Here is a 25,538-nt window from a genome sequence, read left to right on the forward strand (position 1 = left end):
AACTACGCTCCCTTCACGGCGTTGCGAACGAACACGAGGCGACCGCGGGCACCGGGGACGGCGCCCTTGACGAGCAGCAGACCCTTCTCGGCGTCGACGGAGTGCACCTTGAGGTTGAGCACGGTGACGCGCTCGCCACCCATGCGGCCCGCCATGCGCATGCCCTTGAAGACACGGCTGGGGGTCGAGGAGGCGCCGATGGAGCCGGGCTTGCGGTGGTTGCGGTGCGAACCGTGCGAGGACGAGACGCCCTTGAAGTTGTGACGCTTCATCACACCGGCGAAGCCCTTGCCCTTGCTGGTGCCGACGACGTCGACCTTGGTGCCGGCCTCGAAGACGGCGTCCACGGTCAGCTCCTGGCCGGCCGAGTAGTCGGCGGCGTCGGAGGTGCGGACCTCGGTGAGGTGGCGGCGGGGGGTGACACCCGCGGCGTCGAAGTGACCGGCGGAGGGCTTGTTCACCTTGCGCGGGTCGATGGCGCCGGCGGCGATCTGGACGGCGGTGTAGCCGTCCTTCTCCTCCGTGCGGACCTGGGTCACGACGTTGGGGCTGATCTCGATGACCGTGACGGGGACGAGCTTGTTGTTCTCGTCCCAGACCTGGGTCATGCCGAGCTTGGTGCCCAGGAGGCCCTTGCTGGTCTTCAGCGTGGGGGAAACAGTGACAGACATGGTGGCACTCCTCCTTAGAGCTTGATCTCGATGTTGACGTCGGCGGGGAGGTCGAGACGCATGAGCGAGTCGACGGCCTTCGGCGTCGGGTCGATGATGTCGATGAGGCGCTTGTGCGTGCGCATCTCGAAGTGCTCGCGGCTGTCCTTGTACTTGTGAGGCGAACGGATCACGCAGACCACGTTCTTCTCGGTCGGAAGCGGCACGGGGCCGACGACCGTTGCTCCGGCACGGGTGACCGTGTCGACGATCTTGCGCGCCGACGTGTCGATGACCTCGTGGTCGTACGACTTCAGTCGGATGCGGATCTTCTGTCCCGCCATGTGTGATCTCTCACTCTCTTGTTATTGCGTCGTACGCGACGGGCCTGTGGGCCTCGCCTCGCATTGGACGCGCTCGCGAAGGAACTCCGGCGAACCGGGGAAGTGCACCAGTGTTCTTCTGTCAAAAGCACCGCGCTCGAGGCGCTCCATCGACGTGCAGAACGCACGACGCACGGAGAGCCCGTTGAGTTGTCGGTTGTTTCGTTCTGCTACCCGCCGCCTCGACCTCGCGACCGCGGGGCCGCCCTCTCGGGTCGAGCCGCTGCGGCGCCGTCTCGGCACTGCCTGGCAGTGTTCCGGCCCCTCGCAGCACGCTGCGTGGACGGAAATTTTGAACTAGAAGAGTCTCCCACAGAAGAGGCCCCCGTGCAACCCGGGCGTGTCGCGCCGAGGGCTCCTCCCCCGCCGCGGAATCCCGCGGATCCGTGAGAGCCGCGGAGCACCGGGGCCTACTCGAAGAGGAGCGCCCGGAGGGTGGTCTCAGCGGAGGCCGGTCGCGCCGGATCGATCGTCTCGCCGGCCCGGTAGTGGTCGAGCACCCGCGGGTCGACGTAGCTGGCCCGCGCGACGGTCGGGGTGTTGCCGAGGACCTCGGAGGCGTCGCGCATGGCCTGCGCGACCGCCGCGTTGCGCGCGCGCTGCGTGGCCTGCGGTCCCGTCTTCGCGAGGCTCAGGGCGGCGGCGACGGTGCCGTGCAGAGTGCGGAAGTCCTTGGCCGTGAAGTCGTCGCCCGCGCGCTCACGGACGTAGTCGTTGATCTCCGGCGCCGACAGCGGTCGCCACTCGCGGCCGTCCTTCCAGGCGAGCAGGCGGGCGTTCGGGCCGCGCCGCTTCAGCAGGCGGATGACGCGGGCCAGGTCCTTGTCGAGGATCTCGCTCGTCCAGGCCTGGTGGCTCTTGCCGGGGAACGCGAGTGCCACCCGGTCGCCGTGCGTGGTGGCGTGGGCGCAGAGCAGGGTCGAGAGCCCGATGCTGCCGTGCTCCTTGGCGTAGCGCTCGCTGCCGACGCGCAGCGACCCGGTGTCCAGCATCCGGAACGCCGTCGCGAGGGCGCGCTCGCGGGTCGGGCCCTCGCCGCGCAGATCGATCGTGACGCCGCGGCGGGCGCCGGGGAGCGACTCCGCGAGACGCAGTGCCCGGTCGAACTTGATCCGGTCCTTCTGCTCACGCCAGGTCGGGTGGTAGATGTACTGCCGCCGCCCCGCCGCGTCGACTCCCATCGCCTGGATGTGGCCGTTGGGGTAGGGCGCGATCCAGACGTCCTTCCACGCGGGCGGGATCCCGAGTGCGTCGAACCGGGCGCGCAGCTCCTGGTCGGCGACGGTGGCGCCGCGCGGGTCGCGGTAGCTGAATCCGGAGCCCGCGCGGACCCGGGTGTACCCGCGGCCGCTCGAGTCGGTCCTGCGGAGTCGTCGTTCGCGCGCGTCAGCCATCGTTCCGACGCTAGAGCGGGGTCGTCGCGCCCGGCACGGGCTTGACGAACGACCCCGCGCAGGTCGCTACTGGTTGCCGAGGCGCTTGTCGGCCTGGCGCTTGAGGTCCTCGATGCGGTCGTCGTACTTGCCGCCGGTCAGCCGGCTCGCGATCTCGCCCGACTTCTCGAGCACCTGGTCCGAGATGCCCTCGGCCTTCTCGCTCCGGAGCACCTCCTGCGCCTTCCGGCTGTTGAGCAGCTCACCGGCCTGACGTCCGAGCTTCCCGAGATCCACCATGACTCCTCCTTCGTCGACGCGCTCGCCTCGAGCGCGCCCCAGTGTCGCGGCTCCGGCTGGGCGAACGATGCGCGGCGATCCTCAGCCGACGAGGTCGAGGACCCGCTGCGCCGCCTGCGTCAGCGCGCGTCCGTAGGACGGACCGTGTCCGGCCGCGTGCACGGCGAGCGGGTGCAGCTGGTGCAGCGCCACCCGCTCCCCCGCCCCGTCGCGGAGCGGATGCACCTCGCCGTAGCCGCGGAGGATCTCGTCGAGGTGCGGCGCACCGAACAGCGCGAGCATCGCCAGGTCGGTCTCGCGGTGACCTCCGTGCGCGGCAGGGTCGATGAGCACCGCCCCCTCCGGCGACCAGAGCACGTTCCCCGTCCAGAGGTCGCCGTGGAGGCGCGCCGGCGGCTCGCCGTCGTCGAGCGCTCCGGACGCGATCGGCTCCAGAGCCCGCTCGACCACTCGCGCGTCCGCGGGACGGAGGTTCCCCGCGGTCACCGCCGCCTCGAGGAACGGCCGCACCCGCTGCTCCGCGTAGAAGCGCCCCCAGGAGGCGTCGGGGCGGCACGGCATCGAGCGGCGTCCGATGTAGGCGGGCCCGTCCCAGCCATCGGGTGGCGAGCCGAAGGCGGGTGCGCCCGCCGCGTGGGTGCGCGCGAGTGCACGCCCGAAGTCCCGAGCCGCCTCCGCGGAGGGGCGGACCTGGGGCACCTCCTCGAGCACGATCCGGCCGGCACCCGCCTCGAGGACCTCGACGCACCGTGCTCCGCCCGACGGCCGGGCGGCGCGCAGCCAGTCGAGCCCGGCCGCCTCCCACTCGAAGAAGCGGGGCTGCGGGAAGGGATCGGTCTTCGTGAAGGTCATACCGACGACGGTACGGCCGGGAACGACGAGAGGGGCCGTCCGCACGAAGCGGACGACCCCTCTCGAGAGATCGGTAGGAGACCCTACTTGACGATCTTGGTGACCGTTCCGGCGCCCACGGTGCGTCCACCCTCACGGATGGCGAAGCCGAGGCCCTCCTCCATGGCGATCGGCTGGATCAGCGCGACCGTCATGTCGGTGGTGTCGCCGGGCATGACCATCTCGGTGCCCTCGGGCAGCGTGATGACGCCGGTGACGTCGGTGGTGCGGAAGTAGAACTGCGGGCGGTAGTTCGCGTAGAACGGGTTGTGACGCCCGCCCTCGTCCTTGGACAGGATGTACGCGGTGCCCTCGAAGTCGGTGTGCGGCGTGACCGAACCCGGCTTGACGACGACCTGGCCGCGCTCGACGTCCTCGCGCTTGGTGCCGCGGAGGAGCAGACCGCAGTTCTCGCCGGCCCAGGCCTCGTCGAGCTGCTTGTGGAACATCTCGATTCCGGTGACCGTGGTCTTCTGCGTCGGGCGGATACCGACGATCTCGACCTCGGAGTTCAGAGCGAGGGTTCCGCGCTCCGCACGGCCGGTGACGACGGTTCCACGACCGGTGATCGTGAAGACGTCCTCGATCGGCATGAGGAACGGCTTGTCCTTGTCGCGGATCGGGTCCGGGATGGACTCGTCGACGGCGTCCATGAGGTCGAGGATGGACTGGGTCCACGCCTCGTCGCCCTCGAGGGCCTTGAGGCCCGAGACGCGGACGACGGGAGCGTTGTCGCCGTCGAAGCCCTGCGAAGCGAGCAGCTCGCGGACCTCGAGCTCGACGAGCTCCAGGATCTCCTCGTCGTCCACCATGTCGGCCTTGTTCAGGGCGACGAGCAGGTAGGGGACGCCGACCTGCTTGGCGAGGAGGACGTGCTCACGGGTCTGAGCCATCGGGCCGTCGGTGGCGGCGACCACGAGGATCGCGCCGTCCATCTGAGCCGCGCCGGTGATCATGTTCTTGATGTAGTCGGCGTGACCCGGGGCGTCGACGTGCGCGTAGTGGCGCTTCGGCGTCTCGTACTCGACGTGCGAGATGTTGATCGTGATGCCGCGCTGGCGCTCCTCGGGAGCGGAGTCGATCGACGCGAAGTCGCGCTGAACGTTGGTCGCGGAAGGGAACTTGTCTGCGAGAACCTTGGAGATCGCCGCGGTCAGCGTCGTCTTTCCGTGGTCGACGTGACCGATGGTTCCGATGTTGACGTGCGGCTTGGTCCGCTCGAACTTGGCCTTAGCCACTGTGGGTCCTCCTCAGGACTTAGGTGCAAGCATCCGCATCCGACGCCGCACGGGGCGGCACGAGGACAGAGGGCTTGCGGGGGTTTTGTGTACTTATGTTACCGGCAGTGGTCGTACGGGTTTCGACTCGAGTACGGCAGCAAACCCGCACGACACTACCAGGCCCCCGCCGTCCGCGAGGACGGCGGGGGTGAGAGCGGAGTTACTCGCCCTTGTTCTTCTGGACGATCTCCTCGGCGACGGCCTTGGGGACCTCGGAGTAGGTCTCGAACGTCATCGAGTACACCGCGCGGCCCGAGGTCTTCGAGCGCAGGTCGCCGATGTAGCCGAACATCTCGGACAGCGGCACGTTGGCGCGGATGACCTTGATGCCGGTCGCGTCCTCCATTGACTGGATCATCCCGCGACGCGAGTTGAGGTCGCCGATGACGTCGCCCATGTACTCCTCGGGAGTGCGGACCTCGACGGCCATGAGCGGCTCGAGGAGGACGGGCTGCGCCTTGCGCGACGCCTCCTTGAACGCGATCGAGCCGGCGATCTTGAACGCCATCTCGGAGGAGTCGACGTCGTGCGCGGCACCGTCGACCAGGGTCGCCTTGACGCCCACCATCGGGTAGCCCGCGAGGACGCCGACCTGCATGGCGTCGCGGATGCCCGCGTCCACGGACGGGATGTACTCGCGGGGAACGCGTCCACCCGAGACGCCGTTGACGAACTCGTAGGTCTTGTCGGCCTCGACCTCCATCGGCTCGATGGTGATCTGGACCTTCGCGAACTGGCCGGAGCCACCCGTCTGCTTCTTGTGGGTGTAGTCGTACTTCTCGACCGTGCGACGGATCGTCTCGCGGTACGCGACCTGCGGCTTGCCGACGTTGGCCTCGACGTTGAACTCGCGCTTCATGCGGTCCACCAGGATGTCGAGGTGCAGCTCGCCCATTCCCTTGATGACCGTCTGACCGGTCTCCTGGTTCTGCTCGGTGCGGAAGGTGGGGTCCTCCTCCGCGAGCTTCTGGATCGCGGTGCCGAGCTTCTCCTGGTCGGCCTTGGTCTTCGGCTCGATGGCGACCTCGATGACGGGCTCGGGGAACGTCATGGACTCCAGCACCACCTGCGCGTTGGGGTCGCTCAGGGTGTCACCGGTGGTGGTGTCCTTGAGGCCGATGACCGCGTAGATGTGACCGGCGGTGACCGAGTCGACCGGGTTCTCCTTGTTGGAGTGCATCTGGAAGATCTTGCCGATGCGCTCCTTCTTGCCCTTGGTCGAGTTGATGACCTGGGCGCCGGAGTCGAGCTTGCCCGAGTAGACGCGGACGTAGGTCAGGCGACCGAAGAACGGGTGCACCGCGACCTTGAACGCGAGCGCCGAGAAGGGCTCGGTCGAGTCGGCGTGGCGCATGATGACCTTCTCCTCGTCGCGGACGTCGTGGGCCTCGATGGCCGGGACGTCGAGCGGGGAGGGGAGGTAGTCGACGACCGCGTCGAGCATCGGCTGGACACCGCGGTTCTTGAACGCGGAACCGCAGAGCACGGGGTAGATCTCCGAGTTGACGGTCAGCTTGCGGATCGCGGCCTTGATCTCGGCCACGGTCAGCTCCTCGCCGCCGAAGTACTTCTCGAGCAGCTCGTCCGAGGTCTCGGCGACGGTCTCGAGCAGCTTCTGGCGGTACTCGGCGGCCTTGTCGGCGAGATCCGCGGGGATCTCCTCGATCTCGTACTTGGCGCCCAGCTGGACGTCACCCTTCGAGTCGCCGCGCCACGTGAGCGCGCGCATCTCGACCAGGTCGATGACCCCCTCGAACGACGACTCGGCGCCGATCGGGAGCTGGATGACCAGCGGCTTCGCGCCGAGGCGGTTGATGATCGTGTCGACCGTGTAGTAGAAGTCGGCGCCGAGCTTGTCCATCTTGTTGACGAAGCAGATGCGCGGGACGTCGTACTTGTCGGCCTGGCGCCAGACGGTCTCGGACTGGGGCTCCACGCCCTCCTTGCCGTCGAAGACCGCGACCGCGCCGTCGAGGACGCGCAGCGAGCGCTCGACCTCGACCGTGAAGTCGACGTGACCCGGGGTGTCGATGATGTTGATCTGGTTCTTGTTCCAGAAGCAGGTCGTCGCGGCCGACGTGATCGTGATGCCGCGCTCCTGCTCCTGCGCCATCCAGTCCATCGTGGCAGCGCCGTCGTGGACCTCACCGATCTTGTGCGTGATACCCGTGTAGAACAGGATGCGCTCGGTGGTGGTGGTCTTGCCGGCATCGATGTGGGCCATGATGCCGATGTTGCGGACCTTGTTCAGGTCGGTGAGCACATCTTGTGCCACGGAGTTCCTCCGATAGGTGATGGAGCCAGCGCAACGGGTTCATGGCCGATCGGCTGGGTCTGGTGGTGGCGGTCGCCCGACCGCAGGGATCGGGCGATCCGCCGCCGGGCCCCGGCCGGTGGCGACGAGGCCGCCGGCCGGGGGTTCGCGGTCGCTCGGGAGCGGCCGCGGGGTGCGCTACCAGCGGTAGTGCGCGAAGGCCTTGTTCGACTCGGCCATCTTGTGGGTGTCCTCGCGACGCTTCACAGCGGCGCCGAGTCCGTTCGACGCGTCGAGGATCTCGTTCATGAGACGCTCGGTCATCGTCTTCTCGCGACGGGCCTTCGCGTAGCTGGTGAGCCAGCGGAGCGCGAGGGTGTTGGCGCGGTGGGGCTTGACCTCGACCGGGACCTGGTAGGTCGAGCCGCCGACGCGGCGGCTGCGGACCTCGAGGGTCGGGCGGACGTTGTCGAGCGCCTTCTTGAGGGTGACGACCGCATCCTGGCCGTTCTTGGCGGACACGCCTTCGAGGGCACCGTAGACGATGCGCTCGGCGAGGCCCTTCTTGCCGTCCAGGAGGATCTTGTTGACGAGCTGGCTGACGACCGGGGCGCCGTAGACGGGGTCTGCGACGACGGGGCGCTTGGGAGCGGGGCCCTTACGAGGCATTACTTCTTCTCCATCTTCGCGCCGTAACGGCTGCGAGCCTGCTTGCGGTTCTTGACGGCCTGGGTGTCCAGGGCGCCGCGAACGATCTTGTAGCGGACACCGGGGAGGTCCTTCACGCGACCGCCGCGCACGAGCACCATCGAGTGCTCCTGCAGGTTGTGGCCCTCGCCGGGGATGTAGGCGGTGACCTCGGTGCCGTTGGAGAGCTTCACGCGGGCCACTTTGCGGAGGGCCGAGTTCGGCTTCTTGGGCGTGGTCGTGTAGACGCGCGTGCAGACGCCGCGCTGCTGGGGGTTGGCCTTCAGGGCGGGCGCCTTGGTCTTGGTGACCTTGGGCGAGCGTCCCTTGCGGACCAACTGCTGAATCGTTGGCACTGATTTGCTCCTTGAATGCTGCACGGTGACAGCGGATCGATGGTCGACATTCGGCCTGTCCGTCGCCGGACGCGGCCGAGTTCATCTGGACCCGACGCACCCCGCACGCCGGCGAGCGACGCGATGGGGAGGAGGACGGGTATGCCGTGGGGGCCGCCCGATCGGACGAACCCGCGGATCCTCTCGGACCCGGTAGAGCACAGTGCGGCGTTCGCATCCACCCGGAGGCACGACACAAGCGCACGGCAAAGCGCACACCCGAAGAATATTACGGGGAGTGACGGGGCCGGTCAACCGAGCCGGGTCCGCTCACAGCGAGCACCCCCTGCGGAGGCCGGTCACTCGCGCTCGTCGCCCTCCCAGCCCCAGTGCGGCTGGGTCCCTCCGGCATCGCGCCGCGCGAGCAGGAGGAGGAACAGCGCCACGACCGCGGCGGCCAGCACGCCGGCCGCCAGCGCGAACACGGTCGCCGCGTGATCGAGGACGTAGCCGAGGATCGCTGCGGGGTCGCCGGTCCCGAGCCCGTAGAGCGCGCCTCCGGTGAGCAGGAACAGGGCGTAGGCGACGACCCCCGTGAGCAGCGACGGCCCGAGGACACGGGTCACCCGCGGGCGGGCGGCGAGCGTGATCATCGCGAGGAGGACGGCCAGCACGCAGACGGCCACCGAGACGGGGCCCAGCAGCGGTCCGGCGTCGCGCTCCGGCACCACGTCCGCGTCCAGCAGCAGGCTGGAGACCCCGAAGGCGCACACCACGAGCGCCAGGTAGAGGAACGCCGCGAACGCGGCCAGGGCGATCCCGTAGCCGAGCCCGGAGGAGCGCCCCTGCTCGCCGCCCGCAGCGGTCACGACTGCGCGGCCGCCTCGCGCTCGGCGTTGCGGCGCTTGACGCCGCGGGCCCGGCCCGCGATGAGAGCGCCTCCCCAGACGCTCACCTCGCGGGCGAGCACGGCGGCGGAGAGGACGGAGGCGAGCACGGCCGGGTCCCGGAGGAACTCGACGAGCAGCGTGCGGTCGGACGGCACGGCGGCGCCGCCGACGGGGAGCCATGCGCCCACCAGCGCGGCCGCGCCGGCGAGGACGGCGACGAAGAAGCCGCCGAGGACGTAGGCCCACCAGCCCGCACGGTTGACGGCCAGGACGATCAGGGCGAGCCCGAGGAAGAACGCGGCGACCGGGGCGAGGAAGACCGCCGTCGGGCCCTGGTCGAGAGCGATCGTGAGCGGATCGCCCGCGACCTGGTCGAGGAGGATCCGGATCGCGGTCAGCGCGACCAGCAGCAGGGCGGCGAAGACCGCGGTCGCCAGGAGGGCGATCGCGAGGCCGGCGAGGCGGTTGCCCTTCCGGCGGACGGGTGCGGGGTCCGGCTCGACGGAGCCGAGCGGGGCGGGCGACGCATTCGGAGCCACCGGGGTCTCGGCGGTGGGCGGGGTGCCTCCGGGCTGCGGCTCGGGCCACACGTACTCGCGGGTCGGCTGCGGTCCGGTCGCGCCCGTCGTCTCGGAGGCGGGCATCCGCGCGGTCTCGGCTTCGCTGTTCCAGGTCACGCGGTCAGCATAAGCACGCCTCGGCGGCAGTCGGGGTGCGCCGCGCGGCTCCCGCAGAAGGGGGCCACCGAGACGGGGGTCGTGGAGGCCGGACCCGCCGCATCGGAGCTCACTCGAGCGGGTGCAGGAGCCGCCGCAGGAACTGCTGCGTGCGCGCCTCGCGCGGCTCACGGAGGATCTGCGCCGGCGCACCGCGCTCGACGACCACTCCGTCGGCCATGAAGACGACCTCGGAGGCGACCTGCCGCGCGAACTCGAGCTCGTGGGTGACGACGAGCATCGTCCACCCCTCCCCCGCGAGCTCGCGCATCAGCGACAGCACATCGCCGACGAGCTCTGGATCCAGCGCCGAGGTGGGCTCGTCGAAGAGCAGCAGATCGGGTCGGAGGGCGAGAGCGCGGACGATGCCCACGCGCTGCTGCTGCCCGCCGGACAGCTCGAACGGGTACGCCGACCCGCGACCGCCCAGGCCCACGCGCTCGAGCAGCGCCTCCGCCTCCGGGACCACCTCCGACGCCCGGCGGCGCTGCACGCGCAGCGGGCCCTCGGTCACGTTCTCGAGCACGGTCAGATGCGGGAAGAGGTTGAAGTGCTGGAACACCATCGCGGAGCGGTCGCGCAGCGCCGTCAGGGCGCGCTTGCCGACGCCCGCCGAGAAGTCGAGCGTCGTCCCGTCGGCCAGTGACACGACTCCGGCGTCGGGGATCTCGAGGCTGTTGAGCGAGCGCAGGACGGTCGTCTTCCCGGAGCCGGACGGGCCGATCAGCGCGATGACCTCGCCTCGGGCGATCTCGAGGTCGATGCCGCGCAGCACCTCGACCCCCGCGAAGGACTTGCGCAGGCCTCGCGCCGAGAGGACGGGGTGCGCGGGAGCGGCGTCAGTGGGCGACATAGCGGTCCAATCGCTTCTCGAGGAGGCTCTGCCCGCTGGAGAGGACGAGGCAGATCAGCCAGTAGATCAGGGCTGCCTCGAGGTAGAGCAGCATGAACTCGCTCGAGGCGGTGGCGATCTTCTGCGCCTGGCGGAACAGCTCGGTGACGAGGATCAGCGAGGCGAGCGAGGTGTCCTTGACCAGCGAGATGAAGGTGTTCGACAGCGGCGGCACCGAGACGCGGGCGGCCTGGGGCAGGATGATGCGCCGCAGCGCGAGCGAGCGGCCCATGCCGATGGTGTGCGCGGCCTCCCACTGGCCCTTCGGGACGCTCAGGATCGCGGCGCGGATGACCTCTGCCGCGTAGCCGCCGACATTGAGGGCGAACGCGATGATCGCGCTCGGCCACGGATCGATCTTGATCCCGAGGCTCGGCAGGCCGTAGAAGATCACGAAGAGCTGCACCAGGAGCGGGGTGCCGCGGATGACCGAGATGTACGCCCGCGCGATCCACGCCAGCACCCGCACCCGCGACAGCCGCATCAACGCGACGGCGAGGGCCAGGGCCAGACCCAGGACGAAGCTCGAGAGGGCGAGCGGGATCGTGCCGACGATGCCTCCGGAGAGGATCGGCCAGAACGACCGGAGTAGCAGGTCCATGTCTTCTCCTGCCGGTGGCGGGAGGAGACCGCGGTCGGCTTGTCGAGGTGGTGACGTCGAGCAGAGCGTGCTGCGTCCGCTTCTCCCGACATGCTGACACGCGTGTCGAGGGATCGCTCAGGACTTGCGCGACGGTGTCACGGCGGTCGCAGGTCATCGCGCGCGAATGAGGGGAACCGGATCTCGGCGAGGTGCCGCGCAGGGCGGTGTCTCGGCGAGGGCCGGTTCCCCCGGTGGGGCTACTGGGAGACGTCGGCGCCGAAGTAGCGCTCGGAGATCGAGGCGAGGGTGCCGTCGGCGCGCAGCTCGTCGAGGGCGTCGTCGACCGCCGCGACGAGGTCGTCGGAGCCCTTCGGGAAGGTGAAGGCGCTCTCCGAGCTGTCGTCGGTGGTCACCGCGACCTTGAGACCGGCGGCCTGGTCGGGGTAGTTGGTCGACCAGTCGAGCCAGGTGAGGCGGTCGTTGATGGTCGCGTCGACCCGGCCCTGCTCGACGAGCGCGACGGCCTGGGCCCAGCCCTCGACGCCCTCGACCTGCGCTCCGCTGTCCTGCGCGAGGGTGTACCAGTTGCTCGAGAGCGACTGCGCGGTCGTCTTGCCCGAGAGGGAGTCGAGCGAGGTGATCGAGGTGTCGGCGGCGGGGACGACCACGACACCGGGGCTCACCGAGTACGGCTCGGAGAAGTCGTACTTGGCGCTGCGCTCGTCGTTGATCGAGACCTGGTTGGCGATCACGTCGAAGCGGCCCCCGTCGAGGCCCGCGAACATCGCGTCCCACTGGGTCTCCTCGAACTCGGGCTCGACGCCGAGCTTGTCGGCGACCGCGGTGATCACGTCGACGTCGTACCCGGTCAGCTCGCCGGTCCCGCCGTCGGCGTGGTACGAGAAGGGCTGGTAGGTGCCCTCCGTGCCGATCGTCAGCTTCCCCGCGTCCTGCACCTCGGCCAGGGTCAGCCCCGAGTCCGCCGAGGTCGTCGAGGAGTCGTTCGAACCCGACACGACGTCGTCGGTGGAGGCGGGGGCGCAACCGGCCAGCACGAGCGCGGCGGCGGCCGCCGTCGTGCCCATCAGCAGGCGCAGGGAGGTGCGGGCGGGGAGGAGCGTCACGGTGTCTGTCCTTCGGTGCATCACGGAGTCGGGGCGCCGGGAGCCGGCGCCGCAGGTCGTCCGGGCGCGATCGCGGCAGTGCCGCGGGATTCGGCCCGGAGTGACCATAACCAGAACGGGGGTGGCCGCTATTCCCGGATGTCACCGCGTGACGACCGGACCGCGGCGAGGAACTCCTCCGCGCCACCGACCTCGTCGGAGGTGAGCCCCGTCGCCGCATCGGGACGGATGAGGTGGAAGGGGGTGTCCTGCTCACGCGCCCACGCGTACGCGTCCTCGCGGAGGTTGTCGTCGATCCAGACGACCGCGTCGACCGCCATCCGCTCGCGCGCCGACTCCAGCCACGCCGCGACCGGCTGCAGCTTGCCCGTCTGGCCGGGGAACCGCGGGTCGCGCGGCAGCCCGCCGCCGAAGACGATCGCCTCCGTCCCCTCCGGCAGACCGAGATCGCGCGCGAGGACGGAGGTGAGCTTGGGCGGCCACGTCGTCGCCCAGACGATGGTGGCGACGGCGGCGAGCCGTAGCACGAGGGCCTCGCGCTCGGGCTCGAGCCCGAGCCGATGGCCGCCGGCCGCGCGATCGCTCGTGACGGTCGGATTCAGGACGCCGTCGACGTCGAGCAGGATGAGCGCGGCCATGCCTGCCACCGTAGCGGCGGGCCGGGGGCCGTGCGAGGCGCGCCAGGCCCTGTCGGACGCGTGATCGTCGTCGCGAGCTCGGAAGGGGACCGGAGGTGCGTGCGGGCACGCCCGGGGCCCCGGCGCCGCGAACGGTCGGGACGGATCCTGCTCACAGGCCCTAGCGTGGCGGGATGCCCCCCTCCGCCCGCCTGCCCGACGGGCGGGTCGTCTCCCTCGAGCCCGACCCGCTCCGGCCGGGGTCGCTCGTGCTCGAGATCGACGGTGCCGAGCAGTCGCTGATCGACCCGCGGTCTCCCGGCTCGCTCGACCTCGAGTACATGGCGAGGCTCGGCGCGGTCGTCGACGCGATCGCACCGCCGCGCGACGCCGTGCGGGTCCTGCACCTGGGTGCGGGGGCGCTCTCGCTCGCGCGGTACACGGAGTGGTCCAGGCCCGGCTCCGAGCAGACCGTCGTGGAGAACGCTCCCGGCCTCGTGGACTTCGTCCTGGAGCACGCTCCCCTGCCGGTCGCAGCACGACCGACGGTGGTCACCGCCGACGCCGCGGAGGCGATCCCGGGCCTCCTCGTCGACCTCGTCGTCCTCGACGTGTACGACGGCGACGAGATCCCGGAGGCGTTCTACCGGCCGGAGGTCCTCGGACGCATCGTCCGCCACCTCGACGACAGCGGGCTCCTCGCCGTCAACGTCGCCGACGACGCCGATCACCGGCGCCTCGACCTGCTCCGCACCGCGCTGGAGCAGGTGCTGCCGGGCACCGCGGCGGTCGGCCCGTTGTCGTTCGTCGAGCGCAGGAGCGCGGGGAACGCGATCCTCCTCGCGTCACGCGGCGGTGTCGCCGCCCTGGTGGCCGACCGGCTCCTTCAGCGCGGACCGCATCCGGTCGCCGCCGTTCCGGCGGGCGACGTCGTGACCGTCGAGGTGGCGGTAGAAGTCGACCCGTGACTCGAGGGTCACGCCGGCCTCGAGGTACTTCGTCTTGATCCGCTTGATGTAGGTGCGGACCGTGTGCTCGGCGATCCGCATCTCGAGCGCGACGGTCTTCACTGCCGCGCCGGCACCGTACGAGCGCATCACGCGGCTCTCCTGCGGGCTGAGGACCGGCCTGCGGTCCGCACCCGCCGACAGGAAGCGGCGGCGCGCCGTCTCCGAGATCCACGGCCGCCCGGAGCCGACGGAGACGATCGCCGCGACGAGCTCGCCCGGGTCGTCCCCCTTCCAGACGAAGGCCGCGCAGTCGGAGCGGAGGACCGCTCTGATCGACTCGAGCGCGTTCGAGGCCGAGAGCGCGACGACCCCGCGGTAGCGGCTCGTCAGCTCGGCGAGGGTCGCCGTCACCTCGTCGGGCGCCACGCGATCGAGATCGACGAGCGCGACGGTGTCCGCGTCGGAGGACGCCTCGTCGGCCGCAGGGAACTGCGGGAGCGCGGCGGAGAGCAGCGCGAGAAGCGCTGCGCGCTCGATGGAGAGACCGTCGACGACGGTCAGAGCGAACCGCTCGTTGTCCGGCACGGTGACCCCTCGTGGGCGCGGTTCGGGTCCGCCCCCGGTGGGACCGTACCGAAGCATCACCCGTCGTGGGGAGATTCTGGACATTAAGTCCCGAAGTGACGGGTGTCCCGGGAGCGCGATCGCCGCCGGTCACCGGTGCGCCGCCGTGCACGGAGGATTAGTCTCCTTCTCACCATGGACGAAGACGAGGCCCGACTCCCGCGCGCCAAGCGGATCCCCGCCGACCAGGTGCGCACCCGCATGATCGCCGCCGCGCGCGAGGTGATCGCCGTCAACGGCCTCACCGTCGGGTTCGCGCACCTCCCGATGGAGGAGTACATCCGCCTCGCGGGAGTGCCGCGCAGCTCCGTCTACCGGATCTGGAGCACGCGCGAGGAGTTCGTCGCCGACCTCATCGGCGAGGTGTTCGTGCGGGACCGCTTCGCGGACGGCGCGGACCCGGACGCCGTGGACGTGATGCGTGAGGTCTACCAGCGCCACGCCGACCGCATGGCGACGGCGACGGGACGCCGCGCGGTCGCGAGGGAGATGATCCGGATCGGTGCGAACTCGAACGTCGAGACGCTGCGCCGCTCCGTCGACTGGTCGTCGTACAACGCGCTGCTGGCCTGCACGTTCTCGATGGAGGAGGGGCCGGCCCGCGAGGCCGTGCAGGCGACCGCGCGACGGATCGAGTCGATGCTGACGCACCGCATGCAGGGCTTCTACGAGGAGACGCTCGAGACCTTCAGCGGCACCCTCAGACCCGGCTTCTCGACCCTCCAGCTCGCCCACCTGACCTCGATCGTCATCGACGGGCTCGCGCACCGCGGCCGGCTGATCGGCGACGAGCTGGACTCGGTCGTGCTCGCGCCCGGACTCGACGGGGAGCCGGTGCCGTGGCACCTCGCCGCCTACACGATCCGATCGATCGTCGAGGGGATGCTCGAGCCGGTCGCCGACTAGTCGGCGGGGACCTGCTCGGTGAAGCCGTCGATCAGCATCATGACGCCGGCGACGACCAGTGAGGGCGAACCCTCGCCGCTCAGGGGGCCGGTGACCAGCTCGGGCGCCGCGATCCGGGCGACGCACAGCCCCTCGATGTACGACGAGATCGCCGAGGCGAGCACGGCGTAGCCGCCCAGCCCCGGCCGGACCCGCAGTCCCAGCTCCGAGAAGGTGTGCTCGTAGTACTTCGCCATGTTGTCGATGAAGTGGACCTGGCGCTTGCGCAGCGCCTCCGATATCGCGGTGCGGGCCGGTTCGTCGTAGGACTCCACCGAACCGGCGAGGGCGACGAAATTGCGCCAGTGCTGCGACGCGAAGGTGTTCTCGTAGTTCACGCTGATCGCCACCCCGACCGACTCGACGAGGACCTCGCGCTGCCGCTCCGGCGACACGGACTCGCCGACGTGACGGTGGAGGTAGGAGTCGCCGACCGTGAGCGCGGGCTGGTCGAGCCGGGTCGAGAGGATCTTCTCGGGGATCACGGCGACGAGCTCGTCGTAGAACGCCTGACGCGTCGGCCAGATCCGGTAGACCGTGCTCCGCGGGACGTCGGCTGCGCGGATGACGTCCTCGAGCGCGAGGTGCGAGACCCCCACGCGGAGTCCCTCGGTGCGGACCACTCTCAGCGCCGCATCGAGGAGCCGGGCTCTGACCTGCTCCCGGCTCAGGCGCGACGGGCGTCGCGGGGGATCGGTCGGGGCGGTGCTCTGGCTCATGCGGTCTCCGGCAGGCGGTGCACGGAGGCCGGTTCGGCACGGCCTCGCTCCTGGGAGCGTAGCGCGAGCGGAGGCTCGCGCAGGACGCAGGGATGACGGGCGCGGCCCGCGGTCGGCTCGAGAGCCGCGCGGGCCGCGCTGCCTGTCCCCCAGGCGGCCGCCCCATCGGCCTCTTCGACCGTAGGACGGATCACCCGCGAGGTCAAAGCTGGAGACACTGTGTCTCGTAGTCGGGCGAGGGCGGATCAGCGCAGCGGCCGCCGGCGCACGTCGTCCGAGAGCGGCAGGTGCCGCAGCGCCGGGGCCTCGACCGCGCCGGGCCTCGGGAGCGCGAGCGTGGCCGCGACGGCGGACGCCGCCTCGGCACCGGCGTGTCCGGCGAGCTCGACGTTGCGCATGAGCTTCGCGTGGTGGCACGGGCTCGCGTCGATCGCGACGACCATCGCCGAGAAGCGCAGCGCGTCTCCGAGCCGGGCCAGCGGGTTCAGCTCGGCGACGAGCGAGGGCACGTCGGGCATCGACAGCAGCGTGTAGCGGCAGGTCGAGACGTAGTACTCGTCGACGCCCGCCTCGGCCGACTGGTTCGCGACGATGATGTCGCCCAGGTCGACCACGCCGACGCGCGTGCCCAGGACGGCGGCGACCGAGACCTTGATGTCGCCCGCGAGGGCGACGACGTGGATGCTCGCGGGCCACGGCGGGAGGTCGCCGAGCTCGATCGATCCCGTGCGCATCGCGACGCCCGCCTGCGAGGAGAGCGCGTCGATCATGGGCATCCCGGTGCACTCCCCCGCCTTCGAGGCGTCCTCGGAGGCGGCCTCGCCGCACGAGGCGAGCAGCGCCGAGAGGCCGAGGCGGCTCTGCGGCTCGAGGCCCGCGACGACGGCGGGGCTGACGGCCCCGGAGGAGTCGATGATCTCGCCGAGCCGCGCGGCGAGGTCGGATCCGGTGTTGGGCGTGCCGAAGGTGATGACGTCCGACACCATCGACTCCACGGGAACACCGTCGACGCTCTGACTGAGCGCCTGACGAGCCGCGAGACCGCCCATCGAGTGCGCGACGATGATCGCGCGGTTCCCGGTCGCCCTCGTCAGGCAGTCGAGCGAGGAGGCGAGCGCGTCGGCGATCCCCGGGTCGGTGACCCAGCGGGCGGCCAGGTCGCGGTAGTCGAAGGTGTAGACGGCGCTGCCCGGGATCTCCTGCAGCGTCCCGATCATCGAGCGCTGCGACGTCGTGACCGGCTCGTCCACGCCGTTCGGGGCGATCAGGTCGACCAGGTGCGAGAAGGCGCCCGTGCGCCCCTCGTCGTGAGTGGCGGTGCCCAGCCAGCCGTGCAGGACGATGATCGGCACGACCGAGGCCGTCGCGACGGAGTCGACGTCGTCGTCGGCGAGCACCGGAGCCAGCTCCGCCACCCCGCAGGAGGCGGGCGGGGTCGCGGTCACGGCCGCCGCGGGGCTCGCGGGCACGACGACGGCACCGGCCACCGCGAGAAGTGCGGCCAGCACGACGACCACGAATCTCATCCGCGCGTTTCCTCACCGCTGCGATTCCGGCGGGACGGACGGGGTACCGGCCCGGCGAGCGCCTGTCGAGTCAAGCACCCCCGAGACTGCGCTCGGAGCATACACGACGAATGGATCACCCCCAGTAAGGGCGTCCTCAGCAGGGGAGCGGACCCGCTCGCGCGAACGACGAAGGCCCCGCCGGTGTCCCGGCGGGGCCTTCGTGTCAGGTCAGCGAGCTCAGCTGTAGTTGCCGGGCTCGTAACCGTCGCTCGAGAACGAGTCGAAGTCGACGAACGACAGGTCGGCGTCGCTGAACGCGGCGTCGTCGGCGAAGATGCGGTTGGGGTACCGCTCGGCCTTCGCCTCCTCCGTCGCCTCGACCGACACGTTGCGGTACTTCGGGAGACCGGTACCGGCCGGGATCAGCTTTCCGATGATCACGTTCTCCTTCAGGCCCACCAGCGGGTCGCGCTTGCCCTCCATGGCCGCCTGCGTCAGGACGCGGGTGGTCTCCTGGAAGGACGCGGCCGACAGCCACGACTCGGTCGCCAGCGACGCCTTGGTGATTCCCATGACCTCCTGACGGGCCGAGGCGGTGCGCTTGCCCTCGGTCAGAGCGGCGCGGTTGACGTCGCTGTAGCGCGAGCGGTCGACGAGCTCACCGGGGAGCAGGTCGGTGTCCCCGTGGTCGACGACGGTGACCTTGCGGAGCATCTGACGGACGATGACCTCGATGTGCTTGTCGTGGATCGGCACACCCTGCGAGCGGTAGACGCCCTGGACGCCGCCGACCAGGTGCTTCTGGACCTCGCGGACGCCCAGCACGCGCAGGACCTCCTTGGGGTCGACCGTTCCGACGTGCAGCTGCTGCCCGAGCACGACGCTCTGGCCGTCCTCGACGAGGAGCTGCGAGCGCTTGAGCACCGGGTAGATGACCGCCTCGTCGCCGTTGTCCGGCTGGAGGATGACGCGGCGGGCACGGTCGGTGTCCTCGATCGTGATGCGACCGGCGGCCTCCGCGATCGGCGACGCACCCTTGGGGGTGCGGGCCTCGAAGAGCTCCTGCACGCGGGGCAGACCCTGCGTGATGTCGTCGGCCGAGGCCGATCCACCGGTGTGGAAGGTGCGCATCGTGAGCTGCGTGCCGGGCTCGCCGATCGACTGGGCCGCGATGATGCCGACGGCCTCTCCGATGTCGACGAGCTTGCCGGTGGCGAGCGAGCGGCCGTAGCAGGCCGCGCAGACGCCGACGGCGGACTCGCAGGTGAGGACCGAGCGCACCTTGATGTGGCGCACCTCGGCTCCGACCAGCTTCTCGATGAGCACGTCGCCCACGTCCTCGCCGGCCTCGGCGATGACCTCGCCGGCCTCGTTCGTCGCCGGGGTGGCGAGCGAGCGGGCGTAGACGGAGTTCTCGACGTTCGAGTCCTGCGACCAGGCGCCGGTGGCGTCCTGGAGCATGATCGGCAGATCGAGGCCCTTCGAGGTGCCGCAGTCGTCCTCGCGGATGATGACGTCCTGCGAGACGTCGACGAGTCGACGCGTCAGGTAGCCCGAGTCCGCGGTGCGGAGCGCGGTGTCGGCCAGACCCTTGCGGGCACCGTGCGTGGCGATGAAGTACTCGGCGACCGACAGGCCCTCGCGGTACGAGGAGATGATCGGTCGGGCGATGATCTCGCCCTTCGGGTTGTTCACCAGACCGCGCATACCGGCGATGTTGCGCACCTGCAGCCAGTTACCGCGGGCACCGGAGGTGACCATGCGGTTGATGGTGTTGTCGGTCGGGAAGTTCGCGCGCATGGCCTTGGCGACCTCGTCGGTCGCCTCGGTCCAGACCTTCACGAGCTCCTGGCGACGCTCGGGCTGGGTGATCAGACCCTTCTCGAACTCCGACTCGACCTTCGCCGCGCGCTTCTCGTAGCCCGCGATGATCTGCGGCTTCGACGGCGGCGTGAGGATGTCCGACAGGGCGACGGTGACTCCGGAGCGCGTGGCCCAGTAGAAGCCGGCGTCCTTGATGCGGTCGAGCGAGGCCGCGACCTCCACCTTCGGGTAGCGCTCCGCGAGGTCGTTGACGATCCCGGAGATGGTCGTCTTGTCGGCGACCTGCTCGAAGTAGGGGTAGTCGACCGGCAGCGCCTCGTTGAAGAGCGCGCGGCCGAGCGTCGTGTCGAGCAGGATCGGCGCGGTGACCTTGCCGTTCTCGTCGATCTCGACGCCCTCGGGAGCCTGACCCTGGGCGAAGAAGACCTCCGACATGCGGATCTTCACCTTCGAGTTCAGGTGCAGCGAGCCCTGGTCCTTCGCGAGGATCGCCTCGGAGACTGAGGAGAACGCGCGTCCCTCACCGGCGGCACCCTCGCGGATGGTCGTCAGGTGGTGGAGGCCGATGATCATGTCCTGCGTGGGCAGGGTGACCGGACGGCCGTCGGAGGGCTTCAGGATGTTGTTCGACGCGAGCATCAGGATGCGCGCCTCGGCCTGGGCCTCGACGGACAGCGGCAGGTGGACGGCCATCTGGTCGCCGTCGAAGTCCGCGTTGAACGCGGCGCAGACGAGCGGGTGCAGCTGGATCGCCTTGCCCTCGACCAGCTGGGGCTCGAAGGCCTGGATGCCGAGTCGGTGCAGCGTCGGCGCGCGGTTCAGCAGCACGGGGCGCTCGCGGATGATCTCCTCGAGCACGTCCCACACCTGCGGGCGCGAACGCTCGACCATGCGCTTGGCGGCCTTGATGTTCTGCGCGTGCGACAGATCGATCAGGCGCTTGATGACGAACGGCTTGAACAGCTCCAGCGCCATCTGCTTGGGCAGACCGCACTGGTGCAGCTTGAGCTGCGGGCCGACGATGATGACCGAGCGGCCCGAGTAGTCGACGCGCTTGCCCAGCAGGTTCTGGCGGAAGCGACCCTGCTTTCCCTTGAGCATGTCACTCAGGGACTTGAGGGCGCGGTTGCCGGTACCGGTGACGGGACGGCCGCGGCGGCCGTTGTCGAAGAGGGCGTCGACCGCCTCCTGGAGCATGCGCTTCTCGTTGTTCACGATGATCTCGGGGGCACCGAGGTCGAGCAGGCGGCGGAGACGGTTGTTGCGGTTGATGACGCGGCGGTAGAGGTCGTTCAGGTCGGAGGTGGCGAAGCGGCCACCGTCGAGCTGGACCATCGGGCGCAGCTCCGGCGGGATGACCGGGACCACGTCGAGGACCATCGCGGCCGGCGAGTTGCCGGTCGCCAGGAACGAGTTGACGACGCGCAGGCGCTTGATGGCGCGGATCTTCTTCTGACCCTTGCCCTCGGCGATCTGCAGGTGCAGCGTCTCGGCCTCGGCCTGGAGGTCGAACTGCTCGAGGCGCTTCTTGATCGCCTCGGCACCCATGTAGGCCTCGAAGTAGACGCCGTACCGGTCGACGAGCTCGTTGAAGACCGCGTCCTCGGGCTTGAGGTCGCCGACCTTCAGGGTGCGGAACTGCTCCCACACGCTCTCGAGCCGCGCGATGTCCTCGTCGAAGGACTTGCGGATCTGGCCCATCTCCTTCTCGGCGCCGTCCTTGGTGCGGCGCTTCTGGTCGCTCTTCGCGCCTTCCGCCTCGAGGGCGGCGAGGTCGGTCTCGAGGCGCGCCAGGCGGTCCGCGATGCGGGAGTCGCGCTGGTCCGAGAGGGTCTTGATCTCGAGCCGGAGCTCGTTCTCGAGGCCGGGCATGTCGGCGTGACGGCCGTCGTCGTCGACATCGATGATCATGTACGCCGCGAAGTAGATGACCTTCTCGAGGTCCTTCGGCGCCATGTCGAGCAGGTATCCGAGGCGCGAGGGGACGCCCTTGAAATACCAGATGTGGGTGACGGGCGCGGCGAGCTCGATGTGGCCCATCCGCTCGCGGCGGACCGAGGACTTGGTGACCTCGACGCCGCAGCGCTCGCAGACGATGCCCTTGAAGCGGACACGCTTGTACTTGCCGCAGGAGCACTCCCAGTCGCGCGAGGGTCCGAAGATCTGCTCGCCGAACAGACCGTCCTTCTCGGGCTTGAGGGTGCGGTAGTTGATGGTCTCGGGCTTCTTGACTTCACCGTGCGACCAGCGACGGATGTCATCGGCCGTCGCGAGGCCGATGCGCAGCTCGTCAAAAGTTGTTACGTCGAGCAATGTTTTCTCCTTGTCGGAAAACAGGGTGTCTCGTCAGAGACGGGAGATCGTCGGAGGCTGGCGCGGATCAGATGTCGTCGACGGAGGACGACTCGAACCGGGAGGAGATGTTGATGCCGAGCTCTTCCGCGGCGCGGTAGACCTCGTCATCGGTGTCGCGCAGGCTGACCGCGGTGCCGTCGGCCGAGAGGACCTCGACGTTCAGGCACAGCGACTGCATCTCCTTGATGAGCACCTTGAAGGACTCCGGGATGCCCGGCTCCTGGATGTTCTCACCCTTGACGATGGCCTCGTACACCTTCACGCGGCCGAGGATGTCGTCCGACTTGATGGTGAGGAGCTCCTGCAGCGCGTAGGCGGCACCGTAGGCCTCGAGGGCCCACACCTCCATCTCGCCGAAGCGCTGTCCACCGAACTGCGCCTTACCACCGAGCGGCTGCTGGGTGATCATCGAGTACGGGCCCGTCGAGCGCGCGTGGATCTTGTCGTCGACGAGGTGGTGCAGCTTCAGGATGTACATGTAGCCGACCGAGACCGGGTCCGGGAAGGGCTCTCCCGAGCGGCCGTCGAACAGCTGCGTCTTGCCGGAGGAGCCGATGAGGCGCTCTCCGTCGCGGGTCGGGGTGGTGGAGTCGAGGAGCCCTGCGAGCTCCTCCTCCGCCGCGCCGTCGAAGACGGGGGTCGCGACCTTGGTGCCGGGCGCCGCCTCGCGGGCGTGCTCGGGCAGGCGCGCGGCCCACTCGGGCGATCCGTCGACCTTCCAGCCCTGCTTCGCGATCCACCCGAGGTGGATCTCGAGGACCTGGCCGAAGTTCATGCGGCCGGGGACGCCGAGCGGGTTGAGGACGATGTCGACCGGGGTGCCGTCGGCGAGGAACGGCATGTCCTCGACCGGCAGGATCTTCGAGATGACGCCCTTGTTGCCGTGGCGGCCGGCGAGCTTGTCACCCTCGGTGATCTTGCGCTTCTGGGCGATGTAGACGACCACGCGCTGGTTGACGCCCGAGCCGAGCTCGTCGTCGCCGTCCTGCGCGTCGAACACCTTGACGCCGATGATCGTGCCCTGCTCGCCGTGGGGCACCTTCAGCGACGTGTCGCGGACCTCGCGGCTCTTCTCGTTGAAGATCGCGCGGAGCAGGCGCTCCTCGGCCGAGAGCTCGGTCTCGCCCTTGGGCGTGACCTTGCCGACGAGGATGTCGCCGGGGCGGACCTCGGCGCCGATGCGGATGATGCCGCGCTCGTCCAGGTCGGCCAGGAGCTCCGGGCTGACGTTGGGGAGGTCGCGGGTGATCTCCTCCTTGCCGAGCTTGGTGTCGCGGGCGTCGACCTCGTACTCCTCGATGTGGATCGAGGAGAGGACGTCGTCCTTCACCAGGTTCTGGCTGAGGATGATCGCGTCCTCGAAGTTGTGACCCTCCCACGGCATGAACGCGACGAGCAGGTTCTTGCCGAGCGCGAGCTCGCCGTTCTCGGTGGCGGGGCCGTCGGCGACGATCTCGCCGACCTCGAGGCGCTCGCCGGCCGAGACGACCACGCGGTTGTTGTACGAGGTGCCCTGGTTGGAGCGGTCGAACTTGCGCAGGAAGTAGGTCTGCGTGCCGCCCTCGTCCAGCTGGACGGTGACGGAGTCGGCGGAGACCTCCTGGACCACGCCGGCCTTGTCGGCCGTGATGACGTCGCCGGCGTCGATGGCCGCGAAGCCCTCCATGCCGGTTCCGACGACGGGCGACTCGCTGCGCAGCAGCGGGACGGCCTGACGCTGCATGTTCGCACCCATGAGCGCGCGGTTCGCGTCGTCGTGCTCGAGGAACGGGATCAGCGAGGTCGCGACCGACACCATCTGGCGCGGGGAGACGTCCATGTAGTCGACGCGGTCGGCGTCGACGAGCTCGACCTCTCCGCCCTTGGGGCGGACCAGCACCTTGCCCTCGGCGAAGTGGAAGTCGGGGGTGAGGGGAGCGTTCGCCTGGGCGACCAGGTACTCGTCCTCCTCGGAGGCGGTGAGGTAGTCGATCTGCGTCGTGACGCGACCCGCGACGACCTTGCGGTACGGGGTCTCGATGAAGCCGAACGAGTTGATGCGCGCGAAGGACGCGAGCGAGCCGATCAGACCGATGTTCGGGCCTTCAGGGGTCTCGATCGGGCACATGCGGCCGTAGTGCGACGGGTGGACGTCGCGGACCTCGACGCCGGCGCGCTCGCGCGACAGACCGCCGGGGCCGAGCGCCGAGAGGCGGCGCTTGTGGGTCAGACCCGCGAGCGGGTTGTTCTGGTCCATGAACTGCGACAGCTGCGACGTTCCGAAGAACTCCTTGATCGCGGCCACGACGGGGCGGACGTTGATCAGGGTCTGCGGCGTGATCGCCTCGATGTCCTGCGTGGTCATGCGCTCGCGGACGACGCGCTCCATGCGGGACAGACCGGTGCGGACCTGGTTCTGGATCAGCTCGCCGACCGCGCGGATGCGGCGGTTGCCGAAGTGGTCGATGTCGTCCACGTCGAGGCGGAGCTCGACCGGCGCGGCGTCGCGGACACCCGGGAGGGTGGTGCGGCCGTCGTGCAGCGCGACCAGGTACTTGATGGTCGCGATGATGTCCTCGACCGTCAGCACGGAGTCGGACAGCGCCTTGTCGATGCCGAGCTTGCGGTTGATCTTGTAGCGGCCGACCTTCGCGAGGTCGTAGCGCTTGGAGTTGAAGTAGAAGTTGTCCAGCAGCGCGCGGGCGGCCTCGGCGGCGACCTGCTCGCCCGGACGGAGCTTGCGGTAGATGTCGCGGAGAGCGTCCTCCTTGGTGAGGATGTTGTCCTTCTCGAGCGTCAGCTCGATCGACTCGTAGCCGGCGAACTGCTCGAGGATCTCCTCGCTCGTCAGGCCGAGGGCCTTGAGGAAGACGGTGACCGACTGCTTGCGCTTGCGGTCGATGCGGACGCCGACCTGGTCGCGCTTGTCGATCTCGAACTCGAGCCACGCACCGCGGCTCGGGATGACGCGCGCCGAGTAGATGTCCTTGTCGGACGTCTTCTCCTGCTGGCGCTCGAAGTAGACGCCGGGGCTGCGGACGAGCTGGGACACGACGACACGCTCGGTGCCGTTGATGATGAACGTGCCCTTCTCGGTCATGAGAGGGAAGTCGCCCATGAAGACCGTCTGGGTCTTGATCTCACCCGTGAGGTGGTTCATGAACTCGGCCTCGACGTAGAGGGGAGCCGCGTAGGTCTTGCCGCGCTCCTTGCACTCCTCGATCGTGTACTTCTCGGGCTCGAGGTACGGGTTCGTGAAGCTCAGCTGCATCGTCTCGCTGAGGTCCTCGATCGGGGAGATCTCCTCGAAGATCTCGTCCAGACCGGAGTTGGCGGGGAGGTCCTCCCGGCCGGCGGCCTTCGCCTCGGCGACGCGGGTCTTCCACGCCTCCGAGCCGACGAGCCAGTCGAAGCTCTCGGTCTGCAGAGCGAGCAGATCCGGAACCGTCAGGGTGTCGCTGATCTTGGCGAACGAGAGACGCGAGGCTCCGCGTCCGTTCTTGGGTGAGGTGGTGGTTGCGTTGGGCGCAGCAGCCAAGGAAGGAACCTCCGTAGACCCTCGCGGGTCTCAATCTGTGGGATGTGTGGAGTGGGCTCCCGCCGGGCGGGCCGACACCGCCGGGAACGCCGTGGGGACCGGTTCGACGCGGTCTTCGGGG

The 25,538-nt window shown here is 69.6% G+C and carries 21 protein-coding genes; 1 reads left to right on the plus strand and 20 read right to left on the minus strand.

The window, feature by feature from the left end; all coding sequences use genetic code 11:
* Positions 1 to 2 precede the first annotated feature (2 nt).
* From rplC to GSU68_RS13825, 16 genes are all read right to left on the minus strand, one after another.
* Positions 3 to 671: a 50S ribosomal protein L3 gene (rplC, locus tag GSU68_RS13750; protein WP_056037339.1), complete on the minus strand. Its 669-nt coding sequence runs from the start codon at positions 669 to 671 to the stop codon at positions 3 to 5.
* A gap of 14 nt (positions 672 to 685) precedes the next feature.
* Positions 686 to 994, minus strand: coding sequence for a 30S ribosomal protein S10 (rpsJ, locus tag GSU68_RS13755; protein ID WP_005050520.1), 309 nt, complete (start codon positions 992 to 994; stop codon positions 686 to 688).
* Positions 995 to 1,443: 449 nt separating this feature from the next.
* Positions 1,444 to 2,427 (minus strand): DNA topoisomerase IB, encoded by a 984-nt coding sequence (locus GSU68_RS13760; RefSeq protein WP_159909212.1) that lies wholly within the window; start codon positions 2,425 to 2,427, stop codon positions 1,444 to 1,446.
* Positions 2,428 to 2,493: 66 nt separating this feature from the next.
* Positions 2,494 to 2,706 (minus strand): antitoxin, encoded by a 213-nt coding sequence (locus GSU68_RS13765; protein ID WP_159909214.1) that lies wholly within the window; start codon positions 2,704 to 2,706, stop codon positions 2,494 to 2,496.
* An 81-nt stretch (positions 2,707 to 2,787) separates the two neighbouring features.
* Positions 2,788 to 3,558 carry a fructosamine kinase family protein gene (locus GSU68_RS13770; protein WP_159909216.1) on the minus strand — a complete coding sequence of 257 codons (771 nt, stop codon included), beginning with the start codon at positions 3,556 to 3,558 and terminating at the stop codon, positions 2,788 to 2,790.
* Positions 3,559 to 3,641: 83 nt separating this feature from the next.
* Complete coding sequence (tuf, locus tag GSU68_RS13775) at positions 3,642 to 4,835, minus strand: elongation factor Tu (RefSeq protein ID WP_056037348.1); 1,194 nt, start codon at positions 4,833 to 4,835, stop codon at positions 3,642 to 3,644.
* Positions 4,836 to 5,037: 202 nt separating this feature from the next.
* Entirely contained in the window at positions 5,038 to 7,152 is a 2,115-nt protein-coding gene (fusA, locus tag GSU68_RS13780) for an elongation factor G (protein ID WP_159909218.1), read from the minus strand.
* A 177-nt stretch (positions 7,153 to 7,329) separates the two neighbouring features.
* Positions 7,330 to 7,800 (minus strand): 30S ribosomal protein S7, encoded by a 471-nt coding sequence (gene rpsG / locus GSU68_RS13785; RefSeq protein WP_055787043.1) that lies wholly within the window; start codon positions 7,798 to 7,800, stop codon positions 7,330 to 7,332.
* On the minus strand, positions 7,800 to 8,174 hold the full coding sequence (rpsL, locus tag GSU68_RS13790; RefSeq protein WP_055787040.1) for a 30S ribosomal protein S12: 375 nt from the start codon (positions 8,172 to 8,174) through the stop codon (positions 7,800 to 7,802). Before rpsL ends, rpsG begins: the two co-directional genes overlap by 1 nt.
* 338 nt (positions 8,175 to 8,512) lie before the next feature.
* Positions 8,513 to 9,022, minus strand: a complete 510-nt coding sequence (locus GSU68_RS13795; RefSeq protein WP_159909220.1) for a DUF6121 family protein — start codon at positions 9,020 to 9,022, stop codon at positions 8,513 to 8,515.
* Complete coding sequence (locus GSU68_RS13800; protein WP_159909222.1) at positions 9,019 to 9,720, minus strand: hypothetical protein; 702 nt, start codon at positions 9,718 to 9,720, stop codon at positions 9,019 to 9,021. Before GSU68_RS13800 ends, GSU68_RS13795 begins: the two co-directional genes overlap by 4 nt.
* Before the next feature lie 109 nt (positions 9,721 to 9,829).
* Positions 9,830 to 10,612 (minus strand): amino acid ABC transporter ATP-binding protein, encoded by a 783-nt coding sequence (locus GSU68_RS13805; protein WP_159909224.1) that lies wholly within the window; start codon positions 10,610 to 10,612, stop codon positions 9,830 to 9,832.
* The gene (locus GSU68_RS13810) at positions 10,599 to 11,252 is read right to left on the minus strand and encodes an amino acid ABC transporter permease (protein ID WP_159909226.1); all 654 of its coding nucleotides are present in this window, start codon (positions 11,250 to 11,252) and stop codon (positions 10,599 to 10,601) included. Before GSU68_RS13810 ends, GSU68_RS13805 begins: the two co-directional genes overlap by 14 nt.
* A gap of 239 nt (positions 11,253 to 11,491) precedes the next feature.
* Entirely contained in the window at positions 11,492 to 12,319 is an 828-nt protein-coding gene (locus GSU68_RS13815) for an amino acid ABC transporter substrate-binding protein (protein WP_159910300.1), read from the minus strand.
* A gap of 167 nt (positions 12,320 to 12,486) precedes the next feature.
* Positions 12,487 to 12,996: an HAD domain-containing protein gene (locus GSU68_RS13820; RefSeq protein WP_159909228.1), complete on the minus strand. Its 510-nt coding sequence runs from the start codon at positions 12,994 to 12,996 to the stop codon at positions 12,487 to 12,489.
* An 824-nt stretch (positions 12,997 to 13,820) separates the two neighbouring features.
* Positions 13,821 to 14,510, minus strand: a complete 690-nt coding sequence (locus GSU68_RS13825; protein ID WP_159909230.1) for a LuxR C-terminal-related transcriptional regulator — start codon at positions 14,508 to 14,510, stop codon at positions 13,821 to 13,823.
* A 174-nt stretch (positions 14,511 to 14,684) separates the two neighbouring features.
* Here GSU68_RS13825 and GSU68_RS13830 point away from each other — a divergent pair, with 174 nt between their 5' ends.
* Entirely contained in the window at positions 14,685 to 15,455 is a 771-nt protein-coding gene (locus tag GSU68_RS13830) for a hypothetical protein (RefSeq protein WP_159909232.1), read from the plus strand.
* Here GSU68_RS13830 and GSU68_RS13835 read toward each other — a convergent pair.
* From GSU68_RS13835 to rpoB, 4 genes are all read right to left on the minus strand, one after another.
* Entirely contained in the window at positions 15,452 to 16,213 is a 762-nt protein-coding gene (locus GSU68_RS13835) for a hypothetical protein (RefSeq protein WP_159909234.1), read from the minus strand. The two genes, GSU68_RS13830 and GSU68_RS13835, sit on opposite strands and share 4 nt — an antisense overlap.
* Positions 16,214 to 16,458: 245 nt before the next feature.
* Complete coding sequence (locus GSU68_RS13840) at positions 16,459 to 17,739, minus strand: hypothetical protein (RefSeq protein WP_159909236.1); 1,281 nt, start codon at positions 17,737 to 17,739, stop codon at positions 16,459 to 16,461.
* A gap of 219 nt (positions 17,740 to 17,958) precedes the next feature.
* Complete coding sequence (locus GSU68_RS13845; RefSeq protein WP_159909238.1) at positions 17,959 to 21,858, minus strand: DNA-directed RNA polymerase subunit beta'; 3,900 nt, start codon at positions 21,856 to 21,858, stop codon at positions 17,959 to 17,961.
* A gap of 67 nt (positions 21,859 to 21,925) precedes the next feature.
* Positions 21,926 to 25,417: a DNA-directed RNA polymerase subunit beta gene (gene rpoB / locus GSU68_RS13850; protein WP_159909240.1), complete on the minus strand. Its 3,492-nt coding sequence runs from the start codon at positions 25,415 to 25,417 to the stop codon at positions 21,926 to 21,928.
* Positions 25,418 to 25,538 lie beyond the last annotated feature (121 nt).

The organism is Rathayibacter sp. VKM Ac-2759, from assembly GCF_009834225.1.
Lineage (GTDB): Bacteria > Actinomycetota > Actinomycetes > Actinomycetales > Microbacteriaceae > Rathayibacter.